Genomic DNA, 26,338 nt, shown 5'->3' with positions numbered 1-26,338 from the left:
CTTTGAAGAAAAGATGAACAAACACAAGATTAAATAATCATTTTTTATCTCACAATAGAACGAGTGATTGCAGTTGAAATGCAGTCACTTTTTTATTTACTAGCATAGAGACTTTTACACTAGTAAATAAAATTGAACAATATTTCATGATATAATACTAATGAAAGCAGTTCCAGAGGGATGAAAGATTCCATTGGAGAAAAACAAGTAAAGGTACTCATGATGAAAAAATTTTTGACAGTTATTTTTACAATTTTTGGATTGATGGTAGGATGGATAGCTTTTATGGTATATAGTTATGAAAGAAGTTATAATGAATGGAAAAGTTCATATACGGGAAAAATAGTAACTAATTCTGAAAAAAATTACTCTACCTCAAGTGATGGAAATAAGGATGATTTCGAATCATCAAAACAAGAATACGCTTCTTCAAGTGATAGAAAAAATAAGAATGATTTAGAATCATTAATGAATATGTTTATGAAAGGACTATTTCCTCCAACTTTACTATATCCAGAATATACAAGGGCATATGAAGAAGCTAAATCTTGGTCAAAAAAGCATTTATCGCAGCAGCAAATTAAAATTTATCTTACTAAGTATGGCAGCAGGTATTCAGAGGATGCTACTCAGTATGCTTTAAATAAGCTTAATGTAGACTGGAAAGAGCAAGCACTTTTAAAAGCAAAATCAAATCAAGAGTTTCATTATTCGAAAGAAAAATTAGTTGAGCAACTTATAAATATTGACAAATTTACTCAAGAAGAGGCTGATTATGCCATAGAACAAGGTCATTTCGATTGGAAAGAGGAAGCTGTGAAACAAGCAGAATCTTCTTCAAACGGTGGCAACATTTCGAAAGAAAGGTTATTAAAAATACTTGTTGAATATAGAAAATTTACTCAAGAAGAAGCTGAGTACGCAATAGAACATGCAAAAATAGATTGGGATAACTAAAATATAAGAGTAATATATTTTTATCTAAATGTTATTCCATTACAATCAAATTTATCAACAAACACATTTTTAACTTTTAGAACTATACAGAAAAAGAACAAGAACAAATCAATCGAGGTTTGAGCACAGCTGAGATTTCTGATAAGGAAGCGGCGAAGAAGTTGCTCGCTCTTGGCCCGCAAGAATGGATCAAGCGTATTACTTTCTTTGTCAGAGGGCATGCGACAACAAAGACGATCGAACGTGTGGCTATGCGCAATCCTGAACTCTATGCCGTGGCCAAGCGCCAAGGAGACCTTACTGAAAAAGAACGGGAGGAATTGCGTGTCATCATGACGGAAGTCTTTGAAGAAAAGATGAACAAACACAAGATTAAAAAATCTTATATAATACTTTGTTATTTTTTTATCACACAATTGAACGAGTGATTGCAGTTGAAATATTGCAGTCGCTTTTTTGTTTACTAGTATGAAGACTTTTACACTAGTAAATAAAAATGAACAATATTTCATGATATAATACTAATTAAAGTAGTTCAAGAGGAATAAAGTGTTTCATTGAAAAAGAGGTTATTATGGATTACAGAGAAATTATAAAAGAATGTGTGATTGAACTTGAGTCAAAATCATTTCTTTATTTAAAAGATACACTGATTGCTGATTATTTTGACTTTAAATTTATCCAAGATGGCTCAATCACAAGAGAGATTTTAGCAGAGAAAATTACTGACTATTTTGAAAAGGTTGAGTTAAAAAATAATAAAAAATTTGAAAAAATACTAGAATTCTATTTTAATCATTTAGAAAATTTCGTTGCAAAAAGAGTACCAGAAAAAACAACCAGAAAGAATAAGGATATAACGTCTGTTATAGTTCCAAGGACTAAAAGATATTTTGAAAAAGCTAAACAATTAAGAGCTTTAAAGTTTAATAATGTGAGACAAATAATAGATTATAATAGAATTTTGATGTGCCTTCTTGTAGAGATTGTAAAACAAAATAATAAAGAGGTTACCAATTTTGATTTTTCAACCAGGTGTCTTGATGAAATGATCATAATTCCATGTATGGAAAGTATATTAGAAGAAGATTTATTTTCAATTTTTAATAAAAAAAGTCAAGGAATCATAAAGGATAAAGGGTTCTATAGTTTCGAAGTTTGTTCATTAATTCTGTCCATTATATTTCTTAACAAGATCAAAGATGCAAGAATTATAGGAGAGTACAGTAATGAATAAAACACTAGTAATTGATTATTTGAAACAATTTAATCAGTTTAAAAACGATAAAGGAATTATTGAAATAGTTGTTAGAGGGCAAAAAAATAGAATCAAAGCATTTCAAAAAGTTGCATTAAGTGATATTGTACAAAAGGGAAATAAAGAGATTAGTGAAAAAGCAATTGGAGTTTTTAATAAAAATTTTTCCAATATGCTTAATGATCAAATGAATATATCTCAAATTACCATGCATAATATCCAGCAACTTGCATCGGTAAGTAAATTAGGGATTGTGATGAATGGTTTAAACTTAGCAGCCACGAGTGCTGGATTCGCTATTATGTATGAAAAACTTGATAATATTAGCTCAGAGATGAAGCTTCAATTTGATGAATTAAAAAATGTAGTCAAACAGGAGCATGATGTTCGTGCTATTTATGAATTTGAAAAAGTTCTAGGTGAGTATACCGATATGCTTGATTGCAGACGTCGTCAACAGCCATATTCTGAAGAACAAATGCGTTTTTTAGTTCAAAAACTATACACTGCTTTAAAATTACTAACAGACTTATTTAGAAAAGACATTGCATCAAATAATCATCTACTAATCGTTTCCATCTTTTCACTTCTTTCAATGTTTACTGTTGCTTTAAAATATTTTGATGAGCAATATTATTTTAATAATCATAATATTCTAATAGATACAGATGTTTGGCATTCGTCACATGATAAATGGATGAGCATCTATAATGAATTAACTGAAGAGTGGTTTATAGAGAAATTGCAGGATTACGCTGTATTTGAGACGGATTTAGATACTATTGGCGTCGATATATATTATACTGAACTAATTGATAGAGTTAATGAAGCTTTTCAGGAAGTTGTCGATAATCAGGAATTGATTAAGTGTGTAGGAGAAATTCATGTTTTGGAGGCTATCCGTGAAAACAGTACAAGAGAAATGAAAGAACTGATAGATGAAACTATTAGAGATACCTTTAAAGATCAAGATAGTAAAGAAATATCAGATATCTACAAGAATGTAATAAAACAAGCAGAGCTTCTTTTGGTGTGAGGAAACCTATGAATATTGATATTAAAAATTCCCTTGATAGCTTATTATTCATCTGTAATACAATCAAGACATCTTCAAAAGATATAGAAGATATAGATAGGATGATGATAGAAGATATTTTATCTTTTATTCATTACATTTCTAGTGAGGATTCAGAAGAAAGAATATCTCTTTTTAAAATTACATATCTAAACACTTCATACTCTGACCTTTATCCGAAAGTTCAAGAGATAGAAACACCTAGATTTTTTAAATTACTTTTTAATCTTAGTAAAGAAATAAGTAGTAATAGGGTTTCACATATTGAGTCATTATTTATTTCAACAATCTATGAAATTGGAAAGTACTACTCTTTAAATAAACAAGATGAAAATACTGTTGATAAAGAAAAATTTATGAATTATTTAAAGATGCTTAAAGAGTACACTGAGTTAAATAAAGAATCTCAAAATATTGCTTTTGAAAATTTAGATAATAGTATAATAAAAAATGAAGAAATACATAATAAGACATCAATTGATGGTAATAAAAAAGATGACGATCAAGAAGAATCTTTGGAGGATTTATTAAATGAACTGAATGAATTGATCGGTCTAGCAGGTGTAAAAGAAGAGGTGAGCTCTTTAGTAAATATATTAAAAATTAATAAATTAAGAGAAAGTAGAGGGTTTAAGGTACCCCAAGTTTCTAAGCATTTAGTTTTTTTGGGAAATCCTGGGACAGGCAAAACAACAGTTGCAAGACTACTTTCAAAAATTTATAAAAAATTGGGTGTGTTAGAAAAAGGACAATTAGTTGAAGTTGATAGATCTGGTTTAGTAGCAGGATATGTTGGACAAACTGCAATTAAGACTCAGGAGAAAATTAATGAAGCTATGGGAGGAGTACTATTTATTGATGAAGCCTATACTTTGGCTAAAGGAGAAAATGATTTTGGACAAGAATCTATTGATACACTTTTAAAAGCCATGGAGGACCAGCGTGAAGATTTTGTTGTAATTGTTGCGGGTTATTCAGAGCCCATGAATAGATTTTTAGAATCAAATCCAGGTTTAAAATCTCGATTCAATAAAAGTATTACATTTGAAGATTATTCACCAAATGAACTTCTAGATATTTTTGAGTTGTTCTGTAAATTAAATGATATGAGATTGTCTAGTGACGCAAGGGATTATTTAACACAATACCTTAGCAAATTAAGTAATGAAAAAAGTGAGAACTTTGCAAATGGTAGGGAAATGAGAAATCTTTTTGAGAAGACTTTTACCAACCAAGCGAATCGATTGTCACAATATAATGATATTTCTGATGAAGAATTAAATATTATAAAGTCTGAAGATATTATTGTTCATTAAGAATGATCTTCATATACTATTGTTTTTATTGAAAAATTAAGCTTGTTTGACATAAAAAAGATAATATTAGTTTTCTGAATTCCAGAATTCTAATATTGTCTTTTTTCTTATTAGAGTAGATCGCCAACTTTTCATCAGTCAATAACACCGCAGCTATTTTAATGCTAGCATTCTCAGTGTAAAAGTAAAATGTTTTTTCTTTCTGTTTCAATCTATTTATTGATATAATGAAGCTAAGAAACTTTAAAATAGATGATTCTTACAACAATTATTAGAAGGAACCATTTTATGAAACCATCTAAAAAAATCATGCTTCTTACTAGCTGCGTCTTGGCGATCTTTGCTTTAGCGGCTTGTGGTAGCAACCAAAAGCAATCCAAGGAAAAGAAGGAACCCTCAACGGTTCAGAAATCTAGTTCAGATAAGGAGCGCTACAAGGGAAGCTACAGCAACCTCAACAGCAAGGCAAGTGTCGAAGAAGTGCGGAGTCTTTTGTCTGCTTATTTGGATCAGGACAGTGTAGACAAGTTTTTGGGTCTAGTAACGGATTACGATAGCATTGTTGGCTCGGTCGGCTTGACGGGTGACTTCAGCACCTTCAAGAAAACAGACTACAATGTTGAGAAGATCAGTGACTTGTGGACCAAGAAAAAGGGCGATTTCGTCGGGACCAACTGCCGGATCAATAGCTATACTCTTCTGAAGAATCGCATCGAGATTCCTAAGATGAAAGCGGATAGTGAACTTTTGTTCGTGGACAATGATGCGATTGACAAAGGGAAGATCTTCGGTGAGGCAGACAAGGAAGCCTTTAACATTCTGTATTCACGGGTTCCGACAGAGGCGACAACGGATGTCAAGGTCCATGCCAAGAAGATGGAAGAGTATTTTTCTCACTTCAAGTTCAATGAAAATGCGCGCATGCTTTCTGTTATCGTTCATGATAACCTAGATGGAAATACCCTTTTTGTCGGCCATGTCGGCGTTTTAGTTCCTGCAAAGGACGGCTATCTCTTTGTCGAAAAGCTGACCTTTGAAGAGCCCTATCAAGCCATCAAGTTTACGACCAAGGAAGATGTCTACAAATACTTGGAGACCAAGTACCAAGACTATACAGGCGAAGGTCTAGCTAAGCCCTTTATCATGGATAATGAAAAATGGGTTGAGATGAAGTAGAGGATGAAAGACAGCGTGTTAGAATACAGAAAGATAATGGAGTATGCTCCGATTCTATATGTGCTCGTTTTCTTGCTCTTTTTCAGTCTTCTACTTTACCTGAGAAGAAGGGCAATCGTGAAACGTAGTGGTGGTCCCTTCTTTGCTCCCTTCCATATTAACCGTGGGATCTTCTATATCCATGTCGCACTATGTTTCAGTCGTCGCAGAATCCCACTGAAAGAGATTAAGCAAATCACGTATGCAATTTTTCGTGGACGATCTGGTGGTGGGGCTCGCTATGCTTTCTATATCGATCTTAGAAATGGAAAGACTATTCCCTTCTTTTTTGGAAAAAGCAAGCAGAATGAAGAGCTAGTGAATAAACTCAAACGAAATGCAGGCAAGTATGGGTTTAAGGTAGATAGCACTGGTAATTAATTGAAAGAAAAAGGAATCACGAATGAGTAGAAAGCAAGCCCTATCTATGTATTTGTTAGGGACCTTTGGTCAAGTATTAGGAGTTAGCCTTCTGGTGTGGTTTTTAAGAGCAGGAGGAGTGAAGGTTGATTTTACATCATCATTGGGGATCATCGCTGTTGTTTTAGGTGGCTTATCATCAGCTTTGTGGGGCAGTCTTGCAAGCATTAGTTACCATCAATCTAGTTTCAAACAAGTTCTCAAAGATTTTTTTCAAGTCAAAGACAGTTTGGCAAATTATTGTTTGGTACTTGTTTTCTTGCTTCTCGACTTTTTTCCCTTAATTTTTGGTGGTAAGCTCACCACTCAATCGTTGGTCTTGCCAGTAGTACTCTTTTTTAAGGCTCTTCTTTTCGGTGGAGTTGAAGAAATTGGCTGGCGTTATTTCTTTCAACCAACTTTGCAGGAAAAAATACCTTATCTTTCAGCTACTGTGATCACCTTTTTAGCCTGGTCTAGTTGGCATCTACTATACTTTTATATCGATGGTTCTTTAGCTGTCATTCAATTGTTTCCGTTTTTAGTAGGTCTGCTAACTAACTGCTTTATCTTATCGGCCTTGTATCATAAAACGCAAAATTTATGGCTCTGTGTCATGACCCATGCCTGTATCAATTCCTTGTCTCAGATTCTAGTGAATGAAGAGGTATGGCTATCTATCGTCAGTAAAATTCTTATTATTAGTTTAGCAATCATGATTGCAAGAAAGAAGAATGAAACTGTAAAGGAGGAAAAATGAACAAATTTATTTCAAAACAATCAGTCGCTATTTGGTATGCACTGACTGCCCTCCTTGCTACATTTCTAGTAGGTCAAGTGATCCTTTGGTTTTTCCCGGATAGGAGTAGTATGGGGGCCTCGCTACTGTTTATCCTAATGAACTTGATTCCCATGATTGTGGCGGCTGTCTTTTCTCTTGTGTTGAGGGAAGTCAAATCCTTGGGTGAATTTTTCAAAAAGGTCTTTCTTCAAAAAGAAAGTCTCCTGACTTGGATCCTAGCATTCTTCATCCCCGTCATCTATTATGGGATCTCCATCCTGCTTATGAACGTTCGCTTTACTGGGAACTCCCTCTTGGTCTTCTTCCTTTATTTCCCCTGGACCTTATTATATGGAGGTCTAGAAGAAGTCGGTTGGCGTTGGTTTTTACAAGATCATCTTTCCTATAGTAAGCACTTTATACCTAAAATGATGCTTCTTTCCATTGTCTGGTTCCTCTGGCATATTCCTATCTATCAACTCCCTTGGATTACAGCAGGTTCGTCCAACTACCTCATCTTTTACCTGATGATCTTAGGGAATACCTTCCTATTTGGAGCGCTTAGGGAGTACTCGAAAGGAGCTGTCCCTTGTATCCTCGCTCATATGCTAATTGATAGTCTGGCTGTCCTTATGCTGGTTCAAAGTTCTCTTCCTCAGATTATCTTTCTAGTTATTTTCGAAATCCTTGTATCCTCTTGGCTAGTGGCTATACGAAAATCAGAGAAATAGAGTTGTACCTCTTCGGTGGAAGTCTGTCATCTTTACCCTTTAGGAATTCAATGTAAAGTCCATAAAATGCTATAATCAGTTTAATGAAGATGCTTGATATAGGATCAAAGTATCAACATAGTGTTATTTTTATCTATAATGAGAGGGGGAAAGACCATGCAAAAAACCTTTCAGTTGTTGCGAAGAGGAGATATAGAGGGAGTCCGTCAGATATTGGATAAAAAGCCTGAAGAAGTCAATGCTGTTTCGGGTGAAAAACCTAAAAGAGATCAGGGGCAGTCGCTCCTTCAAGTCGCTATCAAATCGGGACATTTAGATATTGCAAATTTACTCATTGATAGAGGAGCAGATCTTAACTTTATCGAAGAGCCGACAGAGCTGAATCCATTTTGTCAACCGGTCCTCCAAACAGCGGGTGGACGGGCTGTATTTGACTGTAGGCGCATGATCAAACGATGGAATAGTCAATATGAGATGTATTCGTCTAAAGAAAAGGCTGACCAGTCTTTCAAGGTTTTTGAGAAAATGTTGGAACTTGGGGCAGATATCTCTCAGAAGGACAGCCATGGTGGGACTTTGTTGCAAACTATTTTAATTGAAACCAAGGAAGTGTTGCCATCTTATTATTGGAAAACAAAAGAAACAAGCGATAATGTCCTCATAACGGATGAATTACGTCATGATTTAAATCGTATTTATGATCTATTAATTCGTTACGGTGTGACTGCGGACGAAATAGCGGTCTATCAGAAGATTCCTCTCAAAGAACTTTACCAAGACAGTCCGACCATGGAGTTCTTAAATCGGTTAGATCAGAGCAGAGCTTGATAAGCATTTGAACTACTAGTTAAAAGAGCCTCGGGGCTCTTTTTGCTTGGTCTGACAAAGTTGAAGCAGTAGGAAAATGTTAGACCGGATTTTCTTAAAAAAATGGATACAAATCCTAGATGAAATAGAGTATACTAGTTGATGAAAGAACAAGATTTTTAAGTACCTAATTCAGGAGGGCAGTTTATGTCTCAAGAAACTTTCATCATGGCGATTGACCAGGGAACCACTAGTTCGCGAGCCATCATTTTTAACAAAAAAGGCGAGCAAGTTAGCTCTAGCCAAAAGGAATTCACTCAGATTTTTCCGCAGGCTGGTTGGGTGGAGCACAATGCTAATGAGATTTGGAACTCTGTACAGTCGGTGATCGCTGAAGTCTTTATTGAAAGTGGCATCAAGCCCAATCAAATCGAGGCGATCGGCATTACCAATCAACGGGAAACGACAGTTGTTTGGGATAAGAATACGGGTCTTCCCATTTACAATGCTATTGTATGGCAATCACGGCAAACTGCTCCACTAGCTGAAGAGCTCAAAAACCAAGGCTATGTAGAAGCCTTCCACCAAAAGACAGGTTTGGTCATTGATGCTTACTTTTCAGCAACTAAAGTTCGTTGGATTTTGGATCATGTAAAAGGAGCTCAAGAGCGTGCGGAAAAAGGAGAATTGCTCTTTGGGACCATTGATACTTGGTTGGTCTGGAAGCTGACGGATGGAGCAGCCCATGTGACAGACTATTCCAATGCTGCCCGTACCATGCTCTACAATATCAAGGAACTGAAATGGGACGATGAAATCTTAGAAATCCTCAACATTCCTAAAGCCATGCTTCCTGAGGTGCGTTCAAACTCTGAAATCTATGGCAAGACAGCTCCTTTCCATTTCTACGGTGGACAAGTTCCGATTGCAGGGATGGCAGGAGACCAGCAAGCCGCCCTCTTTGGCCAATTGGCTTTTGAACCTGGTATGGTCAAAAATACCTATGGAACTGGATCTTTCATCATCATGAATACCGGTGAGGAGATGCAGTTATCAGAAAATAACCTGCTGACGACTATCGGATATGGGATCAATGGAAAGGTATATTATGCCCTTGAAGGATCGATCTTTATCGCCGGAAGTGCTATTCAGTGGCTTCGTGACGGTCTGCGTATGATCGACAGTTCTCCTGAATCTGAAGCCTATGCTCTGAAGTCCCAGAACGAGGATGAAATCTATGTGGTCCCTGCCTTTACGGGTCTTGGAGCACCATATTGGAATCAAGAGGCGCGTGGTTCTGTCTTTGGACTTACCCGAGGAACGACCAAGGAAGACTTTATCAAAGCAACCCTTCAATCTATTGCCTACCAAGTACGCGATATTATCGACACCATGCAGGTAGATGCCAAGACTCCTATTCCTGTCCTAAAAGTAGACGGAGGAGCAGCGAAAAATGATTACTTAATGCAGTTTCAGGCAGATATTCTTGGAATCGCGATTGCTCGCGCGAAAAACTTGGAAACAACGGCTTTAGGGGCAGCCTTCCTAGCAGGTCTGACAGTAGGCTATTGGAAGGACTTAGATGAATTAAAATCTCTTCATGGAGCAGCCCAAATCTTTGAACCCAAGATGGATGAAGCTCGCAAAGAGAAATTGTACAAGGGATGGAAGAAAGCAGTCAAAGCTACTCAAGTATTTGCGGAGTCTGATGACTAAAGGGATCAATCAAATGAATAGTTTATGAGAGAGAGTGGGACAGAAATCGGTCATTCGTTAGTATTCGATTTCTTTGTCCCGCCTCCGCACAGTTGAGTAGGGCTGTAAAAGCTGATGAAATCAGCGTAGTAGAGCCCACTCAAGCACTGCGTCTTGCTCGATAATCCAAGATAATTGAGAGGCTAGGACTTTTGTCCCAGCCTCATGTAGTTTTTACAGAATAGAACAGTTATCTGTTTTGGTTAAAAGCCATATTCTATTTCACTTATCACTAAATAAAGATATCATATAAATAAACTATTTTTTTCAAAAAAACAGGCTAGAGTTTGAAATGTTTTTCACAAAAGAGTATACTGTTAGCATAGTTTTGTCGGAGTTTATGATAGACCCCATCAAAATTAGTTGTCAACCCTTGCTGTTCTATATGAACGTTTGCTGGTATCGTTGATACCAAGGAGGAATCATATGTCTAAAGTAGCTATTGTCACAGGTGCTGGTCAAGGAATCGGTTTTGCAATCGCAAAACGTTTGGTGCAAGATGGCTTTAAGGTTGGAGTATTGGACTACAATGCTGAAACAGCTGAAAAAGCAGTTGCTGAGTTATCGGCAGAAAATGCTTTTGCGGTTGTTGCTGATGTATCTAAAAAAGAAGAAGTGGCTGCAGCTTTCCAAAAGGTTGTTGACCATTTTGGAGATTTGAATGTTGTCGTGAACAATGCAGGTGTTGCGCCAACTACACCACTTGATACTATTACAGAAGAACAATTTACACGTACATTTGCTATTAACGTTGGTGGTGTGATTTGGGGTGCACAAGCAGCTCAAGCTCAGTTCAAAGCACTCGGTCATGGTGGGAAGATCATCAATGCGACTTCACAAGCAGGGGTTGTAGGTAACCCTAACTTGACTGTTTATGGTGGTACTAAATTTGCAGTTCGTGGTATCACACAGACTTTGGCGCGTGACTTAGCGGATTCAGGAATCACTGTCAATGCTTATGCACCAGGTATCGTGAAGACTCCAATGATGTTTGACATTGCTCATGAAGTTGGTAAGAACGCAGGTAAAGATGACGAATGGGGTATGCAAACATTCGCTAAAGATATTACTCTCAAACGTCTTTCAGAACCTGAAGATGTAGCAGCAGCGGTCAGCTTCCTTGCTGGACCTGATTCAAACTACATCACAGGACAAACCATTATCGTAGATGGTGGGATGCAGTTCCATTAAGATAATAAATAGAGGTTGGGATCAACATCCTAACCTCTTATTTTTTATGCTATTTCGTTAATACAATGGTATCAGAAGGATCGCGATCGTCATCTTCAATAGTGAGTTGGTTACCTTCTAGTTTGTAATATTTGAGATCATCTCCCACAGTGAGAGTATGATTGTCGGAGTGAACGGTTACAGGCTTGCTTTCTTTCTCGCCATCCCTTTCAACCTCTTCCCATGTGCCCATCTTACCAGAGAGGGTCAGAGTGATCTGATCATTTTCATCAGTCCCTTTGTATGTACCGTCTAGATTTTCAGCTTGGCTAGCTGTTTGTGAACCTTTAGAGCTTGAAGTGCTCGAAGAAACCTGTTGTGAACTAGCAGAGTTTGCAGGTGTTTGAGCTGTCTGGTTCGAGCAGGCTACTAAAAGACCAAGAACTGCCAGTGAGGCAAGAGAAAGTGTGAGTTTTTTGGACAATGTCATCGGCTTGTCTCCTTTCTTTGATAATCCAAATATAGCAGAGGATAGAGGAGAAGACAATGAAAATGATTTTTCAGAAAAGGGAGAAAGAATTCTTTATATGTTCATCTTTTTAGATCAAAAAAACCACTCCCGAAAGGGAAGTGGTTCTGTGTTGGTTCTTATTTGAGACCGTATTTTTTGTTGAAACGATCCACACGTCCATCTGCTTGAGTGAACTTTTGACGTCCAGTGTAGAATGGGTGTGAGTCTGATGAAATTTCAACACGGATCAATGGGTAAGTTTCACCTTCGAATTCAACTGTTTCGCTAGAGTACTTAGTTGAACCGCTGACGAACTTGTAACCAGTAGTAGTGTCCATGAAGACAACAGGGCGATATTCTGGATGGATATCTTTTTTCATTTTGCAATATTTCCTTTCTGCCATGGTCTCTTTCCGAGCCATAGATTGTTACTAAGCTAGTTTACCAAATTTCCAGGATCTTGACAAGTATTTTCACTAATTTTATTTAAATTAATGATCAAAAAAATCACCCTAGCTATGCTAAGGTGATGATAATCTTATTATTGTTCAGATTGATTTGGATCTTTTGGTGCTTCAACTGGTTGATCAGCTTTTCCTTCAGTGTGTTCGTGTGATTCTTTTTTGATTTCATCTACTGCAGTTTTAACTGTAGTAGTTGTCACCCGTCCAACTGTTTGTGCAAATCCTTTACCAGATTCAGCAAGTTCTTCGAATGTTCCTTTAGTGATTTTACCACCTGACATCGCCAAGAGACCAGTTACAACAATAGCGATTGATGCGATCAAAGCAAGGATCAAACCAAAGCCAATTGAAACGCCATAACCATTGAAGTCAACAGCATATTTGTTTACACCAAATAGATCGATCAATGTTACGATAGTTGAGAGAGCCCCTGATACGATAACACCAATTGCAAAACCTTTTGGTAGTGAAGATTTCACATCGTTCAAGCAAGCAAGGACAATCGCAACGACTGCGAAGATAATAACGAATCATCCATCTCCGCGAAGGCCATTCCAGCTGTATGAACCAAAGGCACCAGCATTCAGGCTTGCCCATGGCAAGAAAGAGCTAAGAATCGCTACCGCAGCAGAGATAATGATAAACAAACGATTTTTTTCCATAATAAGTCTCCTTAAAAATTTTATTAGCTTTATTTTACCATAAGAAAGATCAAATGAAAACCCCATGACCAAGATAAAAAGGCTGAGAAACCGTTCTCAGCCTTCGTTTGTGCGTGCCACTTCTTGTAGCTCTTTGTAGATTTGGTCGTTTTCTTCGAGGGAGTAGGAGTTAGCTCCACTAGCTAGTGGATGGCCACCACCATTATGACGTTTGGCAATCTCATTAATCACTTTTCGTTTGCTACGCATCCGGACACGGAAGTGACCGTCAGTCTGTTCAACAAAGATAGCCCAAACAGACACGGTATCGATGCGTCCAGGAGCTCCAACAATCGCAGCAGTCTCAGAATCACGTAGATCAAATTTCTTCAAGAGCTCTTGTGTCAAGGTCACACGCGCAGCGCCATGTTCGTCGATCTCGAGATGGTCATAGACGTAGCCTTGAAGCTTAGCGGTTTTAAGATTGATCGTATCCATTTGACGAGCAAGGGCAGTAAAATCAAAGGGAATGCTTCGAAGTGTTGCAGCGATCTCAAAAGTCCGAGTCGAAGTAGCAGGATAAAGGAAGCGACCCGTATCGCCGACAATCCCTGCATAGAGGAGACGCGCAGCACTAACCGGTAGTTCGAGATCCAATTCCTTAGCAAAAAGTGCAATCAGCTCACTGGTAGAGCTTGAGTCTGTATCAACCCAGAGCAGATCGCCATATGCATCGTCATTTGGATGGTGGTCGATCTTGATCAGGAAATCACCATTCAAATAGCGCTTGTCATCGATTCGGGGAGTATTGGCCGTATCACAGACAATCACCAAAGCTCCCTCAAAATCTTCATCCTTGACCTCATCCATTTCAGCAAGCCAAGTCAAGGTCGGTTCATCATAGCCAGTTGCCAAGACCCGCTTTTGAGGGAAGTGCGCACGCAGGAGATCCCGCAAGCCCACCTGGCTCCCAATCGCATCCGGATCCGGATTCTGGTGACGGTGGATAATAATCGTGTTATAAGCTTGAATCTTTTCAAGAATGTCATTCATTACGTTCATACATTACCTCATTTTCTCTGTCAATTTTAACATAAAAAAGGCCCATACAGCAAGCGTTTATCACTATGCAGGGTCAGTGGAGGCGGTTTTACATTGTATGGATATTTTGTTAGAATGAGAGAGATGATGAAAGAAATTAAACAATCAATGAAAAGAAAACGATGGTTACAATTTCCCAAAATGATTGTGGTAGTGTTGGTCGTAATGCTTATTGCAGTATTCCTAAGTAGTTGCAGTAACAATCAACCGGCATTGAATGTTTTAAAAAAAAAGCAATTTGTTCTGATCAAAATGGGAGATCCTCTTTATAAGGATTTTGAAGTTGGGTTTGATCTTAGGGAGGAAGAATTTTATTATATTGCAGAAACTGCTGTGAAAGATGACACGGTATATGGTGGTTATAAAGCGGACTGGGATCGTAAACAGTATTACAAATCTGCAGTAAATAACGAATTATCATCAGTTCTATTAAGTAAGAAAATTACTACTGATGAAATTAAGAAATCCAACTATCAAATTACTAGCTCACCGAAAAGATTTTTGGACGATAAATTGATGAAAGAAGAATATCCCCCGGAATTTGAAGCGATTTATTTGAAGAAAAATCGTCAATTCACCAAGGTTCGCATCACCTACAACAAAGAGTTTTTACCTACTAGAATCGAGTGGTACTATAAGGGTGAAGAAGGACTAAAATGGTACACTTGGCGCACCTATTCGTATCCGTTCAAAAATAAGTCTTATTTTGATAAGAAGTTGGATGAAGAAATTAAAGATATTAAAGCAATTCAAGAAGAAAACGAGGGCGATTAGGTTCCATCGAACCAATTTCTTTGAATGAGCCATGACTTTCATCTTATCGGGAAAGGTTTCGTGCAAAATGCTTGAAAAAGTGGTATAATACGGGAAATAGCTTTTGGGAGGAAATTATGACTGTAGCGAAGATTGTTTTTGCTAGTATGACTGGAAATACTGAAGAAATCGCTGATATCGTAGCGGACAAATTCCGTGATCTTGGTGTCGAAGTAGATGTGGATGAGTGTACAACTGTGGATGCGGAGGACTTCCTTGAAGCAGATATCGCAGTGGTAGCGACTTATACTTACGGTGATGGAGAGCTTCCAGATGAGATCCAAGATTTCTACGAAGATTTGGCTGGCCTTGATCTCAAAGGCAAACTTTACGGTGTGGTAGGATCAGGTGATACCTTCTACGATGAATTCTGTAAAGCAGTTGATGATTTCGACCGTTGCTTCGCTGCGACTGGTGCTGAAAAAGGCTCTGAGTGTGTCAAAGTTGATTTGTCTGCAGAAGATGAAGACATTGAAAAATTAGAAGCCTTTGCAGAAGAACTTGTAGCAAAAGCAAATTAATGACAAAGAGGCTGGATCGATGGATTAAAGCCTCGATTTATATCCAAAATAAAGAGGAGACACATGGATTTAGATCAGATTCGTAAGGACATTGACCAGATCGATCAAGAGCTAGTAGCCTTGCTGGAAAGACGGATAGTCTGTGTCGGTCAGATTGTAGAATATAAGGAGCAGCAGGGCTTACCTGTGCTCGATCAAGGAAGGGAGAGAGAAGTGCTTGAGAAAGTCGGGTCTCTCGTGACGGATGAGCAGTATCGTGCGACCATTCAAGCTCAGTTTCAAGATATGATGAAGCGCTCGAGAGACTTCCAAGAGGAGGTGAGGGCGCGTGACTAGTCTATCGATCAAGCAAAAAGCACAACAGTATGTGGTCCTAACAGGGATGGCTCTTTTTATTGGACTCTTGGTTGGTGCCATTGACATGATTTTTGGTCAAGGATTGCTCCTGATTGGAGATGTCCGAAGCCAGCATTGGCCTTTGATTCTTTTTCTGGCCTTAGCGGGGCTTGTCATTGTTTATCTTTATAAACGTTTTGGTGGCAAGGCTTCAAAAGGGATGGGCCTCATCTTTGATGTCGGACACGCGCGTGAGGAGAAAATCCCCTTGGTCTTGGTGCCTTTGATCATGCTGACGACCTGGATGAGCCATCTCTTTGGTGGTTCGGTCGGTCGGGAAGGTGTAGCGGTCCAGATCGGAGCGACCCTTTCGCACCGTTTTGCCCGTCATATCAAGATCCCGGATGCTTCGCGTATCTTTCTCATGACTGGGATGGCAGCCGGTTTTGCGGGGCTCTTTCAGACGCCACTCGCAGCAACCTTCTTTGCCCTTGAAGTCTTGACAGTTGGGGAGTTGCAGTTGATGGCTCTCTATCCTGCGCTCATCGCCTCAATCGTGGCTAGTTTCACCTCTCATGCCCTTGGTTTAGAGAAATTTGCTGTGCCACTTAGAGAAACGCTGAGCTGGACACCAGAGACCTTGATCAAAGTTGCCCTTCTGGGCCTAGCTTTTGGACTCGCTGGGAAACTCTTTGCAGTTAGCCTTTCCTGGTTGAAGAAAACAGTCGCGAAAGTCCTGCCTAATCCTTATATCCGGATTGCCCTTATAGGGGCTGGACTCAGCTTGGTCCTCTTGACCCTCCAGCTGACCAAGGTCGGCACTTATAGTGGACTTGGAACCAATCTGATTGATGTAGCTTTTCATCAGGGTAGTGCGCAGAGTTATGACTGGATCTTGAAGCTCCTTTTTACCGTGGTGACCATCTCAGCTGGATACCAAGGGGGAGAAGTGACCCCGCTCTTTGCGATCGGAGCTACACTTGGAGTCTTTCTTGCTCCTATGCTGGGCTTACCCGTCTTAGTCGTGGCCGCTATCGGATATGCCAGTGTCTTTGGCAGCGCGACGACGACCTTGCTCGCACCGATCTTGATCGGAGGAGAAGTCTTTGGTTATGCTAATCTTCCTTTCTTTGTCATTGCTTGTGCCATCGCCTATTGCCTACCAAAAGAGTGGAGCATTTATTCCGGTCAAAAAGTTGCGAAAAAGTAGAGAAAAGAGCTTTACAAACCTGAAATTATCTGATATGATAGTTTCTGTGCGTAATGGAAGCACAAAAATACAGTTTATCCGCTGAGGGAGGTCTCTCAAGATTGACGAAGATAGGAGAATAAAATGAATCCATTAATCCAAAGCTTGACTGAAGGTCAACTTCGTACTGATATCCCTGCATTCCGTCCTGGTGACACTGTTCGTGTACACGCGAAAGTTGTCGAAGGATCTCGTGAACGTATCCAGATCTTTGAAGGCGTTGTTATCGCTCGTAAAGGTCAAGGACACACTGAAATGTACACTGTTCGTAAAATCTCTAACGGTGTCGGTGTTGAACGTACATTCCCAGTACACACTCCACGTGTAGAAAAGATTGAAGTTGTACGTTACGGTAAAGTACGTCGTGCGAAATTGTACTACCTTCGTGCATTGCAAGGTAAAGCAGCTCGTATTAAAGAAATCCGTCGTTAAGACGAACAAGGAGGCGGGAGTAATCTCGCTTCTTTTTTTATAGGGTCCCCTTAGTTCAATGGATATAACAACTCCCTCCTAAGGAGTAGTTGCTGGTTCGATTCCGGCAGGGGACAATATAGATAAGTAAAACACTGATTCGCCAGTGTTTTTTTTTTGGTTTATACAAGGATGGATCTTAGGGAAAGTTCTTGTATGGTATAATAGTGGAAAAAGAGACACTGAATTTTAAGGTAGTCCTACCTTTTTTGAATACCAAATTAAAAAAATTATGAGTGCTCTAAAAGTTTAATCTGAAAGGGATATAAGAAAAGTGAGAAAATGAAAATTTCTGGTACAAAGTCTATCATCACATTTGACTATGAAAATGGTTATGTTTTAAAAGCAAAGGGAGAATTGTTAACCAATGGAAGTTTTACTGCATATAGGTCAAGTATACAGAATTGGGAGCCACCATACAACCACATTCGTATCATAGAGAGCGAGATAGATAAACTTGTTGAGGAAGTGGATTCCATGATGACTGAGCAAACAATACAGATCGAATTTATCTGAGTTAGAGTAGGAGAAGGATGATGAGAATCGATTACAGTGAACAGATGGTCACATGGGAGTGGGATGGTTGTGTAATAAAGATAGAACTACCAGATATCATTCATGCGGAATATAATAAAAATGAGAACATTGTTATCGTCTATAGTGGAGAAAACTTTGTAAGTAAAATCATTTTCTACTTTAGCTTAGAAGGAAAATTGTTAGGGCAACAAAATCTACTAGAAGGAACCGTAGATTGGAATCATAATGGTCAACACCAGATTGTTTTTCATCATTTACATCATCTTCGCTTTAGCCCTAAATATCAGCGTATCTTCAGTATATTTCGCTCATCAAGTGACTTTGGACTCCCTTCAGAATTAGAGATTTATAATTTAGAAGGTGAGAAAATTGACCAAATTGAATCTCCTGCAGGGTTTACTATGCTATATATTTCTGAGATAAGTAAGAAGAAACTGAGAATTGTATGCGAGGCTCTTAAAGAAGATTCCTTTGATAAATTTGGTCGAAGTGATTTCTATTTTAATTTGGAGTTAGAAACTAGAAAATGGGTAAAAGATGGCATTGCCTATTGAGGAGGAGAAAAAGAAGCCTGATTTTATGATATTCTGGTTGAGAAAATAACCTGCACTAGGAGATATAAAATGAAACCAACAAACCTAAAATGGGAAGATGTTATCCAGTTTGAAGAAGTAAAAGGATACGGGAAGTCAATTTGGAAAAATGAGGATAAATATTTTTTAGTTTCAGAAGAGGGAACTGTGGCTTCTTGGTTAGCAGTCTATGATTTACCCCAAGAATTATTCTCTCTATTAGATAGTGGAGAGAGATCACTACTCGAAATATCTTGGAAGATTAAGCACGATTCTTGGCCACCGACGGAAGAAGAAAAGAAGGCTAGTGAGAAACAATTTGTATTAAAAGGCTTAACTCCTTTAATAGCTAATCCTAAGAGTTGGGAATTATTTACTCAGGAAGAGCTTGAGACATTAATTCCACTTGCTGAACAAAAATGGATTGACTGGAGAGGCAAACTTCCAGACGATTATGTATCACCATTGAAATAGACAAAAAGAAATAGTATGACAACAGAAATTCAACAATACAAAAATTGTACGGTATTAAAAAACAATAATGATTATCAGATTCTGTGGAGTAGAGGGAATGAAGTGCTTAATTTTCCCATTAGCCAGGAATTAGCAGAACGTGTTTCAAAATCTGAAAAAGATTCTTTAGAAGTAATGTTTTATTGTGAACATCATCGTTGGCCAAAGAAAGATGAGTTAGAAGATTATAATCAATCGGATACGATTGTACATGGAGGCAATGGATTTATTGTATATGAGACAGACGGCTATTACGAAATTAGCTTCTTTAAAGAAATTGGCGGAGCTGTAGGCCCAGAAGTATGCTATCCTATTACTAAAGAACTAATGGATAAAGCATTTGAATCTTCTAGGGGAGCATATGAAGTAATGATTTATGCTGAAACAGAGCACTGGCCTATAAGTGATTAGTAAATAGGTTTCAAATAGCAAAGGTGATTTTAATGAAAGTAATTTATTTAAGCAAAAAAGACATGTTGGAAATCTGTCAAGATGGGGATAAGTATTTCTTGCGTTATCCAACTTTTAATATTACCTGCCCAGAAGTGATAAGAGAAATCCCCAAAGAAGTTGCAGATAGCTATATGTTGGGAGAACATACTGGCAAAGAGTTGATGAATTATGCGCAATATGGTTTTTGGAAATCTAAAAAGCAATATACACAAGAAGAGTCGAATAAAATTTTTATACAAAATAATCCTGACTTAATTTTCAATGATTTATCTGATAACCAAAAAATATTTTCTCCTGAAGAATTTACCCAAATCGTCACTCAAGCCATCTCTTCAGAACTCAAGCCAACTGAACTTGACGCTATTGGTACAGTTGATAATCATTTAGAGCTTCTTCTAGTGGATTCAGTTAGCTGGGAGGAAGAAATAGAAGCAGTCCATCTGGAAATTCTGCAAGAAAAAATTAACAATTATATTCACTTCCTCGAAAGCAAGCAATATGTGGAGAGATATGGCGATAAGTTTGATAAGAAAATCGTCCATATCACCTTCCAATATTCTCCATCGGATAACGGCTTAGCCTTCCTCGCAGCGGTTCAGAAGGTATTGCAACCGACGGATATGAGCTTGAAGGTAGAATTGCCGGAGTAAAGAACAACTAAGAAGAATAAAATTAATCAATTTATTAGGGATTAAAAGTATTAAAGCGAAGGTCAGTCAATAAATAAGATAGTTAAAAAGTAGACCAAAATTTTCTAAAAGCCCATTAGAATAGGCTTTCTAAGCATATTTTATATTTCGGCAGGGGACAGAGATAGAAAAGAAAACACTGACAGTTGAACTGCACCCCAAAAGTTAGATTTTTTCTGTCTAACTTTTGCGGAGTAGTTCACTTATGACCGAGTGTTGATGTTTTAGAGCTGTGTTCTTTCGAATGGTCCCAAAACTTATTTTTTGTATGTTATAAAAGAATATTTTAAAAATGAAGGTTTTTTCTATGGAAAATGATGTGTTTTTTGATTATTTTTTAAAATCACTTAAGTTTCATTTACGTGATAGGTGTAAGGATATTGGATTTATAGAGTTTTTCAAAGATGAAAATAATTGTTTTATTACTATAGAGGATTATGTTTTGGAATCTTTTGTAATATTGTCAAATATTTTGAGTCAGGAGAGGATTGTGTTTACTTGTGGAATTATTTATAGTAAGGGGGTAGTTACTGGAGTAGAAGTATGTATGAATGTATTAGAGTTAGAAAGATTAAATAATTTGTACAAGATATAGTTTTGAAGCATATTAAAAAAATAAGGGAAACTGTCTATGTAGGATGTGTGGAGTTGATAGTATCAATGTTATCTTGTTTTAGAGCTGTGTTATTTCGAATGATCCCAAAGAAAGAAAAACAAGAAATGATGGTCTAGGAGCTCGATATATTGAGCTTCTTTTTCTTTAGAAATTCAAATAATAATTTTACAGACTTTTATGTCATTAATTTATTTTCCCCCTCCACTTTTTCTTTGACTCTCCTTTCTTATTTTTCTAAAATAGTAGGTGTGCGAAGGGAGATTGATATGAAAAAAAGTTTTGTGATTGTGCTTTCTGCTTTGGTCTTGGCTTCGTGTGGTCGTCCTCAGAGGACGGTGATGCCTAAGAGTTCGGAGACCAAGCAGACTAGCACTGAAGAAAAGAAACAATCTGGCATGGACTTGAAAGCCATCAAGGCTAAGGACTACTCGAGTATCAAAGGAACTTGGATCGATGGTCGTGGCAATGAGTTGGTCTTTGATGACAAGGGCTTGGTCAGCGAGGATGTGGAGCTTGATGCATCGAGCTTTAAGCAGAAGGACCAGATCGCTGAGATGACGGTTAGTGCCAAGTCGGGTGTTGGAGGATACGGTCTCTTGCTCCTTCCAAAAGGTCAGAAAGCGGGCAAAGACGATGCTTCGGATAAGTCCAAGGATCGGATCTGGGCTGGTCAGTTACCGGCTTATGGCGATGATGACAATTTCTACTATCGCAAGAAAGAGCAACCGAAAGATCGGGAACAAGCAGATACAGACGATAGCAGTAGTATGACAAAGAACAGTAAGGCCAAGAAGTGGAATACTCGTTCGGATGGTGAGGTCAAGTCTTCGAAGAAGGCAGACCAGAATGATTATCCAGGCTATACCGCTGCTCAGGTTGAAGCTGCTCGTGTCTGGGCTTATGTGATCAAGAACGTGCCATCAGAGTTAAATATTTCAAATAGTGCAGCTGGAACAAAGATTTATAATGGTGGCTTAGGAGTTGATTATCCAAAAGATGTGCGTCATCTATTTGGTTCATATTCAGCTGAAGGAAATATCACCTATGCATCCAATGGTGATGGGACGGTGACGATCTACCCTGTACCAAGTCACTGGCAACAGTCTGCAGATGAACTCAATAGTGAAGAGTTTATGACGCAATTTACCCAAGGAATCTTGGATCATGCAGAGACGGTGACTTTGCCAGATGGGGATCCAGATATGATTCGTCAGATTCTTGCCGTACTGAAGTAAGAGAGAGATTATGGTAGAATAATAGTAAATTATAATTTTTAAACTGTTAAATATCTAAGCACTTATAAGGTTATAAAATTAAAATTTTGGAATGTCTTTTACTGGAAGCTTTATCTAATTTTGGTCAATTACAGGTCATTTTCGACTTGTTAAAAATTAAAAGGAGGCAATCTATGAAAAAAACTATGTTTGCAACAATGACCATTCTCTCGCTATTTCTGTCATCGTGCGCGCAAAAAGAAGTGAAGAATGAAGACAAAAAAGAGCAGTCTACTGAACAGAGTGTAAAAGATTCTACAAAGGAAAGTAAAGAATCAGTGGTCAAAGGAATGAATCAAGCCCCTACCTCATTGGTTGGAAATGAAAAACCTAATATAGTATTTGCTTATATGCTTCAAAATCAAATCAATGGCGAAATTGAGATGGGGAAAGTGTATTATAATGAAGAATATCTGGTCCTTGTCTTATCTGCATCAGAAAATATGCTATCTTTAGCAAATATAAATCCAAAAGATTATTGTAAGACGCTTTTTGATTTAAAAGAAGAGATAGTAAAGCAATACAATGCAACTCAAAAAACACCAAGTAGTATAAAACTTAAAATATATGATAAAGATGAGAAGCTCTTGGCGACGGAGGAAAATGGAGCTTTGGTGGTTAAGTAACTAAATTCAGTCAACCATCTGTCGGCATCTGCGTTTTACATTCTTCTCACCAATCCACATTTATTGTTTTTTTAAGCTGATCCTGTTACAATGATACTACACGGAAAAGACTGGTCTTCCAGCCTTTTTCATTTCACTATAGAAAGGTCTTTTATGAAACGCAAATCGATTTTGTTTCTCTATATACTCTTGCTAGCGATTGGGCTGGCCTATGAGACCCAGTCACTGACGGAAGGCTGGATGTCTGGTAGCCAGTACGGGATTGTGGGTCTTTCAACCCTGATCCTCCTGGTCTATGCGATTCCTGCTGTCTGGGCCCTCTTTCATTTCGCCAAGAAGTGGAAGTTGTCTTGGGTACCGGTGCTCTTTTCTCTACTAGGTGGGGGCTTTGTTGCTGGTTGGTTATCTAGCTTTGCCAATACCTATTTCCATGACATGATTCAAGCTATCGCTCCAAATAGTGAATTTTGGAACCAGTACGAGAGTGCCATCGCTGCGCCCCTCTTTGAGGAACCCTTTAAGTTGATTCCCATCTTCTTTGTTCTCTATTTGTTCAGTGTCCGTCGGATCAAGTCGATCTTCCTCTTAGCTATTGCGTCTGGGCTTGGCTTCCAGATCGTGGAGGACTTTGCCTATATCCGTCAGGATCTGCCGGAAGGTTTCTCCTACACGGTGTCTGGGATTCTCGGGCGTGTGGCCAATGCGCCCATGTCTCACTGGGTCTACACAGGTCTTGTCATGCTGGGGCTCTTCTTGATTGTCCAAGCAAGCAGAGGACGCAAGGATCTAGCTCTAGCAGGCTGGGGATACTTAGTAGCTGGGTTTGGACTCCATTTTGTTGGCAATTCACCCTTCTCACAAATCGTGACCGAGTTACCGATTGCGATTCCAGTCTTGAATGCTACCGGGCTCTTCCTAATCTACCAAGCTTATCAAACCGTCGAGCGATTAGAACAAGGAAAATAAAACAAAAATGCGTATGTTTGCACACATACGCATTTTTGTTATTTTGGACACATTGTTTTTCTACTTTTGTATAAACTGAGTGATACTATAGCTGTAAACTAAATTCTATTTTGAAAGAAATATTTGAGACTTTCCGCCGTGAGAAAAGTGCTTGAAACATTGTTGTTTCAAGCACTCGGGAGTTTTGAAACGTTAGATTCAAAACTAAGTCATGGAACTTCGAAGAAGTTCGCTGACGTCCGTACTCACCTAAGGAAAGTCTCTAAGAGTATAGGATCTTAAAATGGATTTATTTACCAAGACAGAACTGGCTGAAGAGTTGGGTAATGAGCTCATCTGGAGCAGCATCCCCTGTGATTTCTCCTAGGATTTCCCAAGTTCGGGTGAGATCGACTTGGAGCAGGTCGACCGGCATACCGAGAGCCAAGCCTTCGTTGACCGCTTGGAGGCTTTCAACAGCTTTTTCGATGAGGGAGATGTGACGGGCATTAGAAAGATACGTCGCATCTTGCTCAACCAGCCCAGCATTTTCGAAGAAGAGGGCGTTGATCCGGTCTTCGATTTGATCGATGTTTTGGTTTTTCAGAACGGAGATCTTGATGTAATCTTCCGGCAGTTGGTCGATTTCGATCTTCTCTGGGAGATCGACCTTATTGAGGAGAATGATGCGGTTGCTGTCTTGAGAGATTTCAAGGAGTTGGCGATCTTGGTCGGTCAAGGGCTCGCTTGCATTGAGGACGAGAAGAACCAGATCAGCTTCCTTGAGGGCTTTTTTCGAACGTTCGACACCGATTTGCTCAACGATGTCTTCGGTCTCTCGGATCCCGGCCGTATCGACTAGTTTGAGGGGAACACCATTGATATTGACGTATTCTTCGATAACGTCACGGGTGGTTCCTTCGATATCGGTAACGATGGCTTTTTCCTCGCGAAGAAGATTATTGAGGAGGCTGGACTTGCCGACGTTTGGACGGCCTATGATAGCAGTAGAAATCCCTTCACGCAAGATCTTACCGCGACGGGCAGTCTTGAGGAGGTTGGTCAAAAGAGCTTCAAATTCACTGGTCTTTTCGCGGATGATCTCAGTGGTTGCTTCCTCGACATCGTCGTACTCAGGATAGTCGATATTGACTTCGACCTGGGCCAGAGTATTGAGAATCTCTTGGCGCGTGTTGTTGATGAGGTCAGACAGGGAACCGTCCAACTGTTTGACTGCAATATTCATAGCCTTGTCGGTCTTGGCGCGAATAATGTCCATGACAGCTTCGGCTTGGGTCAAATCGACCCGACCGTTCAGAAAGGCCCGCTTGGTAAACTCACCAGGTTCAGCTAATCGAGCTCCTTCACGGATGACCAGCTGCAGGATTTCATTGGTTACGGCAATCCCGCCGTGGGTATTGATTTCGATGATGTCCTCACGGGTGAAGGTCTTCGGCGAGCGCATGGCTCCAACCATGACTTCGTCGAGAATCTCGTCCTTATCTGGATCTACGATATGACCGTAGTTGAGTGTGTGGCTAGCAACCTTGCTTAAATCTTTCCCCTTAAAGATTTTTTGCGCAATGGCAAAGCTGTCTGTTCCGCTCAAGCGGACGATCCCGATAGCCCCCTCACCGAGAGGAGTCGAGATGGCAGCGATGGTATCAAATTCTTTAGTAATCATGTCATTTCTCTTTTCCTGTAGATTCATCTCTATTCTATCGTAAAGTCAGCAGACGGGCAAGGTTTTGCTTTTAGAACTAAAAGCTGGAAAGGTTTTCAATTAATTAGTGAAATCTCTTACAGAATATGCTATACTGTAATAGAATATAAAAGGAGGTCTATGATGGTAAACCTAAAAGAACAGGTAGGAATTAAAGCGGCTGAGTTTGTCAAAGACGGCATGATTGTCGGTCTCGGTACAGGGTCAACTGCTTATTATTTTGTGGCTGAATTGGGTCGTCGCATCAAAGAAGAAGGCTTGGAGATCACAGCTGTCACAACGTCGAGTGTGACCTATGATCAGGCTGAAAGTTTAGGCATTCCGCTCAAGGCTATCGACGATGTTGAAGTGGTCGATGTAACAGTAGATGGCGCAGATGAAGTGGATCCTCAATTAAACGGGATCAAAGGTGGCGGTGGTGCTCTCCTCATGGAAAAGATCGTCGCAACTAATTCAAAAGATTGCATTTGGATCGTAGATGAATCTAAACAAGTCGCAACTCTTGGGGCTTTCAAACTTCCAGTGGAAGTGGTGCAATATGGAGCTGAAAATCTCTTCCGTCACTTTGAACAAAAAGGTTACCATCCTGCTTTCCGTATCGCGGATGACCAACGTTTTGTCACCGACCAAGGCAACTTTATCATTGACTTGGATCTCAAAGTGATCGAGGATGCGGAAGCTTTGGCCAATGAACTGGATCACACCGTAGGCGTCGTAGAGCACGGTTTATTCTTGAACATGATTTCAAAAGTGATTGTAGGGACACCAGATGGTCCTGTCATCATTGAAAAATAGAGAGTGGGACAGAAATCGGTAATT

Annotated in this window: 33 protein-coding genes and 1 tRNA gene; 28 read left to right on the top strand and 6 right to left on the bottom strand. The window is 39.0% G+C overall.

Features of this window, described 5'->3' with window-relative positions:
* Window positions 1–180 precede the first annotated feature (180 nt).
* From HMPREF2832_RS04195 to HMPREF2832_RS04140, 12 genes are all read left to right on the top strand, one after another.
* Window positions 181–957 (top strand): Ltp family lipoprotein, encoded by a 777-nt coding sequence (locus tag HMPREF2832_RS04195; RefSeq protein WP_261674217.1) that lies wholly within the window; start codon window positions 181–183, stop codon window positions 955–957.
* Between the two features lie 107 nt (window positions 958–1,064).
* Window positions 1,065–1,385, top strand: coding sequence for a hypothetical protein (locus HMPREF2832_RS04190; RefSeq protein WP_070505664.1), 321 nt, complete (start codon window positions 1,065–1,067; stop codon window positions 1,383–1,385).
* Between the two features lie 146 nt (window positions 1,386–1,531).
* The gene (locus HMPREF2832_RS04185; RefSeq protein WP_023917903.1) at window positions 1,532–2,194 is read left to right on the top strand and encodes a hypothetical protein; all 663 of its coding nucleotides are present in this window, start codon (window positions 1,532–1,534) and stop codon (window positions 2,192–2,194) included.
* On the top strand, window positions 2,187–3,251 hold the full coding sequence (locus HMPREF2832_RS04180) for a hypothetical protein (RefSeq protein ID WP_070505662.1): 1,065 nt from the start codon (window positions 2,187–2,189) through the stop codon (window positions 3,249–3,251). The genes HMPREF2832_RS04185 and HMPREF2832_RS04180 overlap by 8 nt, the downstream gene beginning before the upstream one ends.
* 8 nt (window positions 3,252–3,259) lie before the next feature.
* Window positions 3,260–4,606, top strand: a complete 1,347-nt coding sequence (locus HMPREF2832_RS04175) for an AAA family ATPase (RefSeq protein ID WP_070505660.1) — start codon at window positions 3,260–3,262, stop codon at window positions 4,604–4,606.
* 288 nt (window positions 4,607–4,894) lie between these two features.
* A complete protein-coding gene (locus tag HMPREF2832_RS04170; RefSeq protein WP_070505658.1) occupies window positions 4,895–5,782 on the top strand; it encodes a DUF4300 family protein in 888 nt (295 codons plus the stop codon).
* A 3-nt stretch (window positions 5,783–5,785) separates the two neighbouring features.
* Window positions 5,786–6,202 carry a hypothetical protein gene (locus HMPREF2832_RS04165; RefSeq protein WP_070505656.1) on the top strand — a complete coding sequence of 139 codons (417 nt, stop codon included), beginning with the start codon at window positions 5,786–5,788 and terminating at the stop codon, window positions 6,200–6,202.
* Between the two features lie 22 nt (window positions 6,203–6,224).
* Window positions 6,225–6,980 carry a CPBP family intramembrane glutamic endopeptidase gene (locus HMPREF2832_RS04160; protein WP_070505654.1) on the top strand — a complete coding sequence of 252 codons (756 nt, stop codon included), beginning with the start codon at window positions 6,225–6,227 and terminating at the stop codon, window positions 6,978–6,980.
* The gene (locus HMPREF2832_RS04155) at window positions 6,977–7,732 is read left to right on the top strand and encodes a CPBP family intramembrane glutamic endopeptidase (protein WP_070505653.1); all 756 of its coding nucleotides are present in this window, start codon (window positions 6,977–6,979) and stop codon (window positions 7,730–7,732) included. Before HMPREF2832_RS04160 ends, HMPREF2832_RS04155 begins: the two co-directional genes overlap by 4 nt.
* Window positions 7,733–7,888: 156 nt before the next feature.
* A complete protein-coding gene (locus HMPREF2832_RS04150; RefSeq protein ID WP_070505651.1) occupies window positions 7,889–8,560 on the top strand; it encodes an ankyrin repeat domain-containing protein in 672 nt (223 codons plus the stop codon).
* A 186-nt stretch (window positions 8,561–8,746) separates the two neighbouring features.
* The gene (gene glpK / locus HMPREF2832_RS04145) at window positions 8,747–10,255 is read left to right on the top strand and encodes a glycerol kinase GlpK (protein ID WP_070505650.1); all 1,509 of its coding nucleotides are present in this window, start codon (window positions 8,747–8,749) and stop codon (window positions 10,253–10,255) included.
* Window positions 10,256–10,720: 465 nt separating this feature from the next.
* A complete protein-coding gene (locus HMPREF2832_RS04140; RefSeq protein ID WP_049472783.1) occupies window positions 10,721–11,485 on the top strand; it encodes a (S)-acetoin forming diacetyl reductase in 765 nt (254 codons plus the stop codon).
* 49 nt (window positions 11,486–11,534) lie between these two features.
* Here HMPREF2832_RS04140 and HMPREF2832_RS04135 read toward each other — a convergent pair whose 3' ends face one another.
* From HMPREF2832_RS04135 to HMPREF2832_RS04115, 5 genes are all read right to left on the bottom strand, one after another.
* Window positions 11,535–11,954: an SP_0198 family lipoprotein gene (locus tag HMPREF2832_RS04135; RefSeq protein WP_049497591.1), complete on the bottom strand. Its 420-nt coding sequence runs from the start codon at window positions 11,952–11,954 to the stop codon at window positions 11,535–11,537.
* Window positions 11,955–12,112: 158 nt separating this feature from the next.
* A complete protein-coding gene (locus tag HMPREF2832_RS04125; RefSeq protein WP_021153079.1) occupies window positions 12,113–12,355 on the bottom strand; it encodes a type B 50S ribosomal protein L31 in 243 nt (80 codons plus the stop codon).
* Window positions 12,356–12,516: 161 nt separating this feature from the next.
* On the bottom strand, window positions 12,517–12,918 hold the full coding sequence (locus HMPREF2832_RS04120; RefSeq protein WP_261674216.1) for a hypothetical protein: 402 nt from the start codon (window positions 12,916–12,918) through the stop codon (window positions 12,517–12,519).
* 51 nt (window positions 12,919–12,969) lie between these two features.
* Entirely contained in the window at window positions 12,970–13,101 is a 132-nt protein-coding gene (locus HMPREF2832_RS10480) for a hypothetical protein (protein WP_261674215.1), read from the bottom strand.
* 96 nt (window positions 13,102–13,197) lie between these two features.
* On the bottom strand, window positions 13,198–14,142 hold the full coding sequence (locus tag HMPREF2832_RS04115; protein WP_049497597.1) for a DHH family phosphoesterase: 945 nt from the start codon (window positions 14,140–14,142) through the stop codon (window positions 13,198–13,200).
* 126 nt (window positions 14,143–14,268) lie between these two features.
* Here HMPREF2832_RS04115 and HMPREF2832_RS10475 point away from each other — a divergent pair, with 126 nt between their 5' ends.
* The 15 genes from HMPREF2832_RS10475 to HMPREF2832_RS04040 all read left to right on the top strand — a co-directional run bounded on the left by HMPREF2832_RS10475 (window position 14,269) and on the right by HMPREF2832_RS04040 (window position 23,817).
* Window positions 14,269–14,955 carry a hypothetical protein gene (locus HMPREF2832_RS10475; protein ID WP_261674214.1) on the top strand — a complete coding sequence of 229 codons (687 nt, stop codon included), beginning with the start codon at window positions 14,269–14,271 and terminating at the stop codon, window positions 14,953–14,955.
* A 116-nt stretch (window positions 14,956–15,071) separates the two neighbouring features.
* Window positions 15,072–15,515, top strand: a complete 444-nt coding sequence (locus HMPREF2832_RS04105; RefSeq protein ID WP_009730912.1) for a flavodoxin — start codon at window positions 15,072–15,074, stop codon at window positions 15,513–15,515.
* Window positions 15,516–15,578: 63 nt separating this feature from the next.
* On the top strand, window positions 15,579–15,851 hold the full coding sequence (locus HMPREF2832_RS04100) for a chorismate mutase (protein WP_003007051.1): 273 nt from the start codon (window positions 15,579–15,581) through the stop codon (window positions 15,849–15,851).
* Window positions 15,852–15,897: 46 nt separating this feature from the next.
* The gene (locus HMPREF2832_RS04095; protein WP_204373420.1) at window positions 15,898–17,061 is read left to right on the top strand and encodes a chloride channel protein; all 1,164 of its coding nucleotides are present in this window, start codon (window positions 15,898–15,900) and stop codon (window positions 17,059–17,061) included.
* Window positions 17,062–17,184: 123 nt separating this feature from the next.
* Window positions 17,185–17,532 carry a 50S ribosomal protein L19 gene (rplS, locus tag HMPREF2832_RS04090; RefSeq protein WP_003003254.1) on the top strand — a complete coding sequence of 116 codons (348 nt, stop codon included), beginning with the start codon at window positions 17,185–17,187 and terminating at the stop codon, window positions 17,530–17,532.
* A gap of 44 nt (window positions 17,533–17,576) precedes the next feature.
* Window positions 17,577–17,648 (top strand) — tRNA-Arg (locus tag HMPREF2832_RS04085).
* A 205-nt stretch (window positions 17,649–17,853) separates the two neighbouring features.
* Window positions 17,854–18,087 (top strand): Imm74 family immunity protein, encoded by a 234-nt coding sequence (locus HMPREF2832_RS04080; protein ID WP_070505646.1) that lies wholly within the window; start codon window positions 17,854–17,856, stop codon window positions 18,085–18,087.
* Window positions 18,088–18,107: 20 nt separating this feature from the next.
* Complete coding sequence (locus HMPREF2832_RS04075; RefSeq protein ID WP_070505644.1) at window positions 18,108–18,662, top strand: hypothetical protein; 555 nt, start codon at window positions 18,108–18,110, stop codon at window positions 18,660–18,662.
* 69 nt (window positions 18,663–18,731) lie between these two features.
* Window positions 18,732–19,154: a hypothetical protein gene (locus HMPREF2832_RS04070; protein ID WP_070505643.1), complete on the top strand. Its 423-nt coding sequence runs from the start codon at window positions 18,732–18,734 to the stop codon at window positions 19,152–19,154.
* Window positions 19,155–19,169: 15 nt separating this feature from the next.
* Window positions 19,170–19,604 (top strand): hypothetical protein, encoded by a 435-nt coding sequence (locus HMPREF2832_RS04065; RefSeq protein ID WP_070505641.1) that lies wholly within the window; start codon window positions 19,170–19,172, stop codon window positions 19,602–19,604.
* Window positions 19,605–19,636: 32 nt separating this feature from the next.
* Complete coding sequence (locus HMPREF2832_RS04060; RefSeq protein ID WP_070505639.1) at window positions 19,637–20,296, top strand: DUF6572 domain-containing protein; 660 nt, start codon at window positions 19,637–19,639, stop codon at window positions 20,294–20,296.
* A gap of 346 nt (window positions 20,297–20,642) precedes the next feature.
* The gene (locus HMPREF2832_RS04055; protein WP_261674213.1) at window positions 20,643–20,930 is read left to right on the top strand and encodes a hypothetical protein; all 288 of its coding nucleotides are present in this window, start codon (window positions 20,643–20,645) and stop codon (window positions 20,928–20,930) included.
* 287 nt (window positions 20,931–21,217) lie between these two features.
* Window positions 21,218–22,186, top strand: coding sequence for a DUF6287 domain-containing protein (locus HMPREF2832_RS04050; RefSeq protein WP_070505635.1), 969 nt, complete (start codon window positions 21,218–21,220; stop codon window positions 22,184–22,186).
* 173 nt (window positions 22,187–22,359) lie between these two features.
* The gene (locus HMPREF2832_RS04045; protein WP_070505632.1) at window positions 22,360–22,851 is read left to right on the top strand and encodes a hypothetical protein; all 492 of its coding nucleotides are present in this window, start codon (window positions 22,360–22,362) and stop codon (window positions 22,849–22,851) included.
* A 153-nt stretch (window positions 22,852–23,004) separates the two neighbouring features.
* Window positions 23,005–23,817, top strand: a complete 813-nt coding sequence (locus HMPREF2832_RS04040) for a PrsW family glutamic-type intramembrane protease (RefSeq protein WP_070505630.1) — start codon at window positions 23,005–23,007, stop codon at window positions 23,815–23,817.
* A 289-nt stretch (window positions 23,818–24,106) separates the two neighbouring features.
* On the opposite strand, the gene mnmE is transcribed toward HMPREF2832_RS04040, so the two are convergent.
* Complete coding sequence (gene mnmE, locus HMPREF2832_RS04035) at window positions 24,107–25,480, bottom strand: tRNA uridine-5-carboxymethylaminomethyl(34) synthesis GTPase MnmE (protein WP_045759367.1); 1,374 nt, start codon at window positions 25,478–25,480, stop codon at window positions 24,107–24,109.
* Between the two features lie 162 nt (window positions 25,481–25,642).
* Between mnmE and rpiA the strand changes: the two genes are divergently transcribed.
* Window positions 25,643–26,314: a ribose-5-phosphate isomerase RpiA gene (rpiA, locus tag HMPREF2832_RS04030; protein WP_070505629.1), complete on the top strand. Its 672-nt coding sequence runs from the start codon at window positions 25,643–25,645 to the stop codon at window positions 26,312–26,314.
* The last annotated feature ends 24 nt before the right edge of the window (window positions 26,315–26,338 follow it).

The sequence above is a fragment of the Streptococcus sp. HMSC073D05 genome (assembly GCF_001812015.1).
Taxonomy (GTDB): domain Bacteria; phylum Bacillota; class Bacilli; order Lactobacillales; family Streptococcaceae; genus Streptococcus; species Streptococcus parasanguinis_D.
Note: the sequence above shows the minus strand (reverse complement) of the source record. Positions and strands in the feature narration are given on the sequence as shown.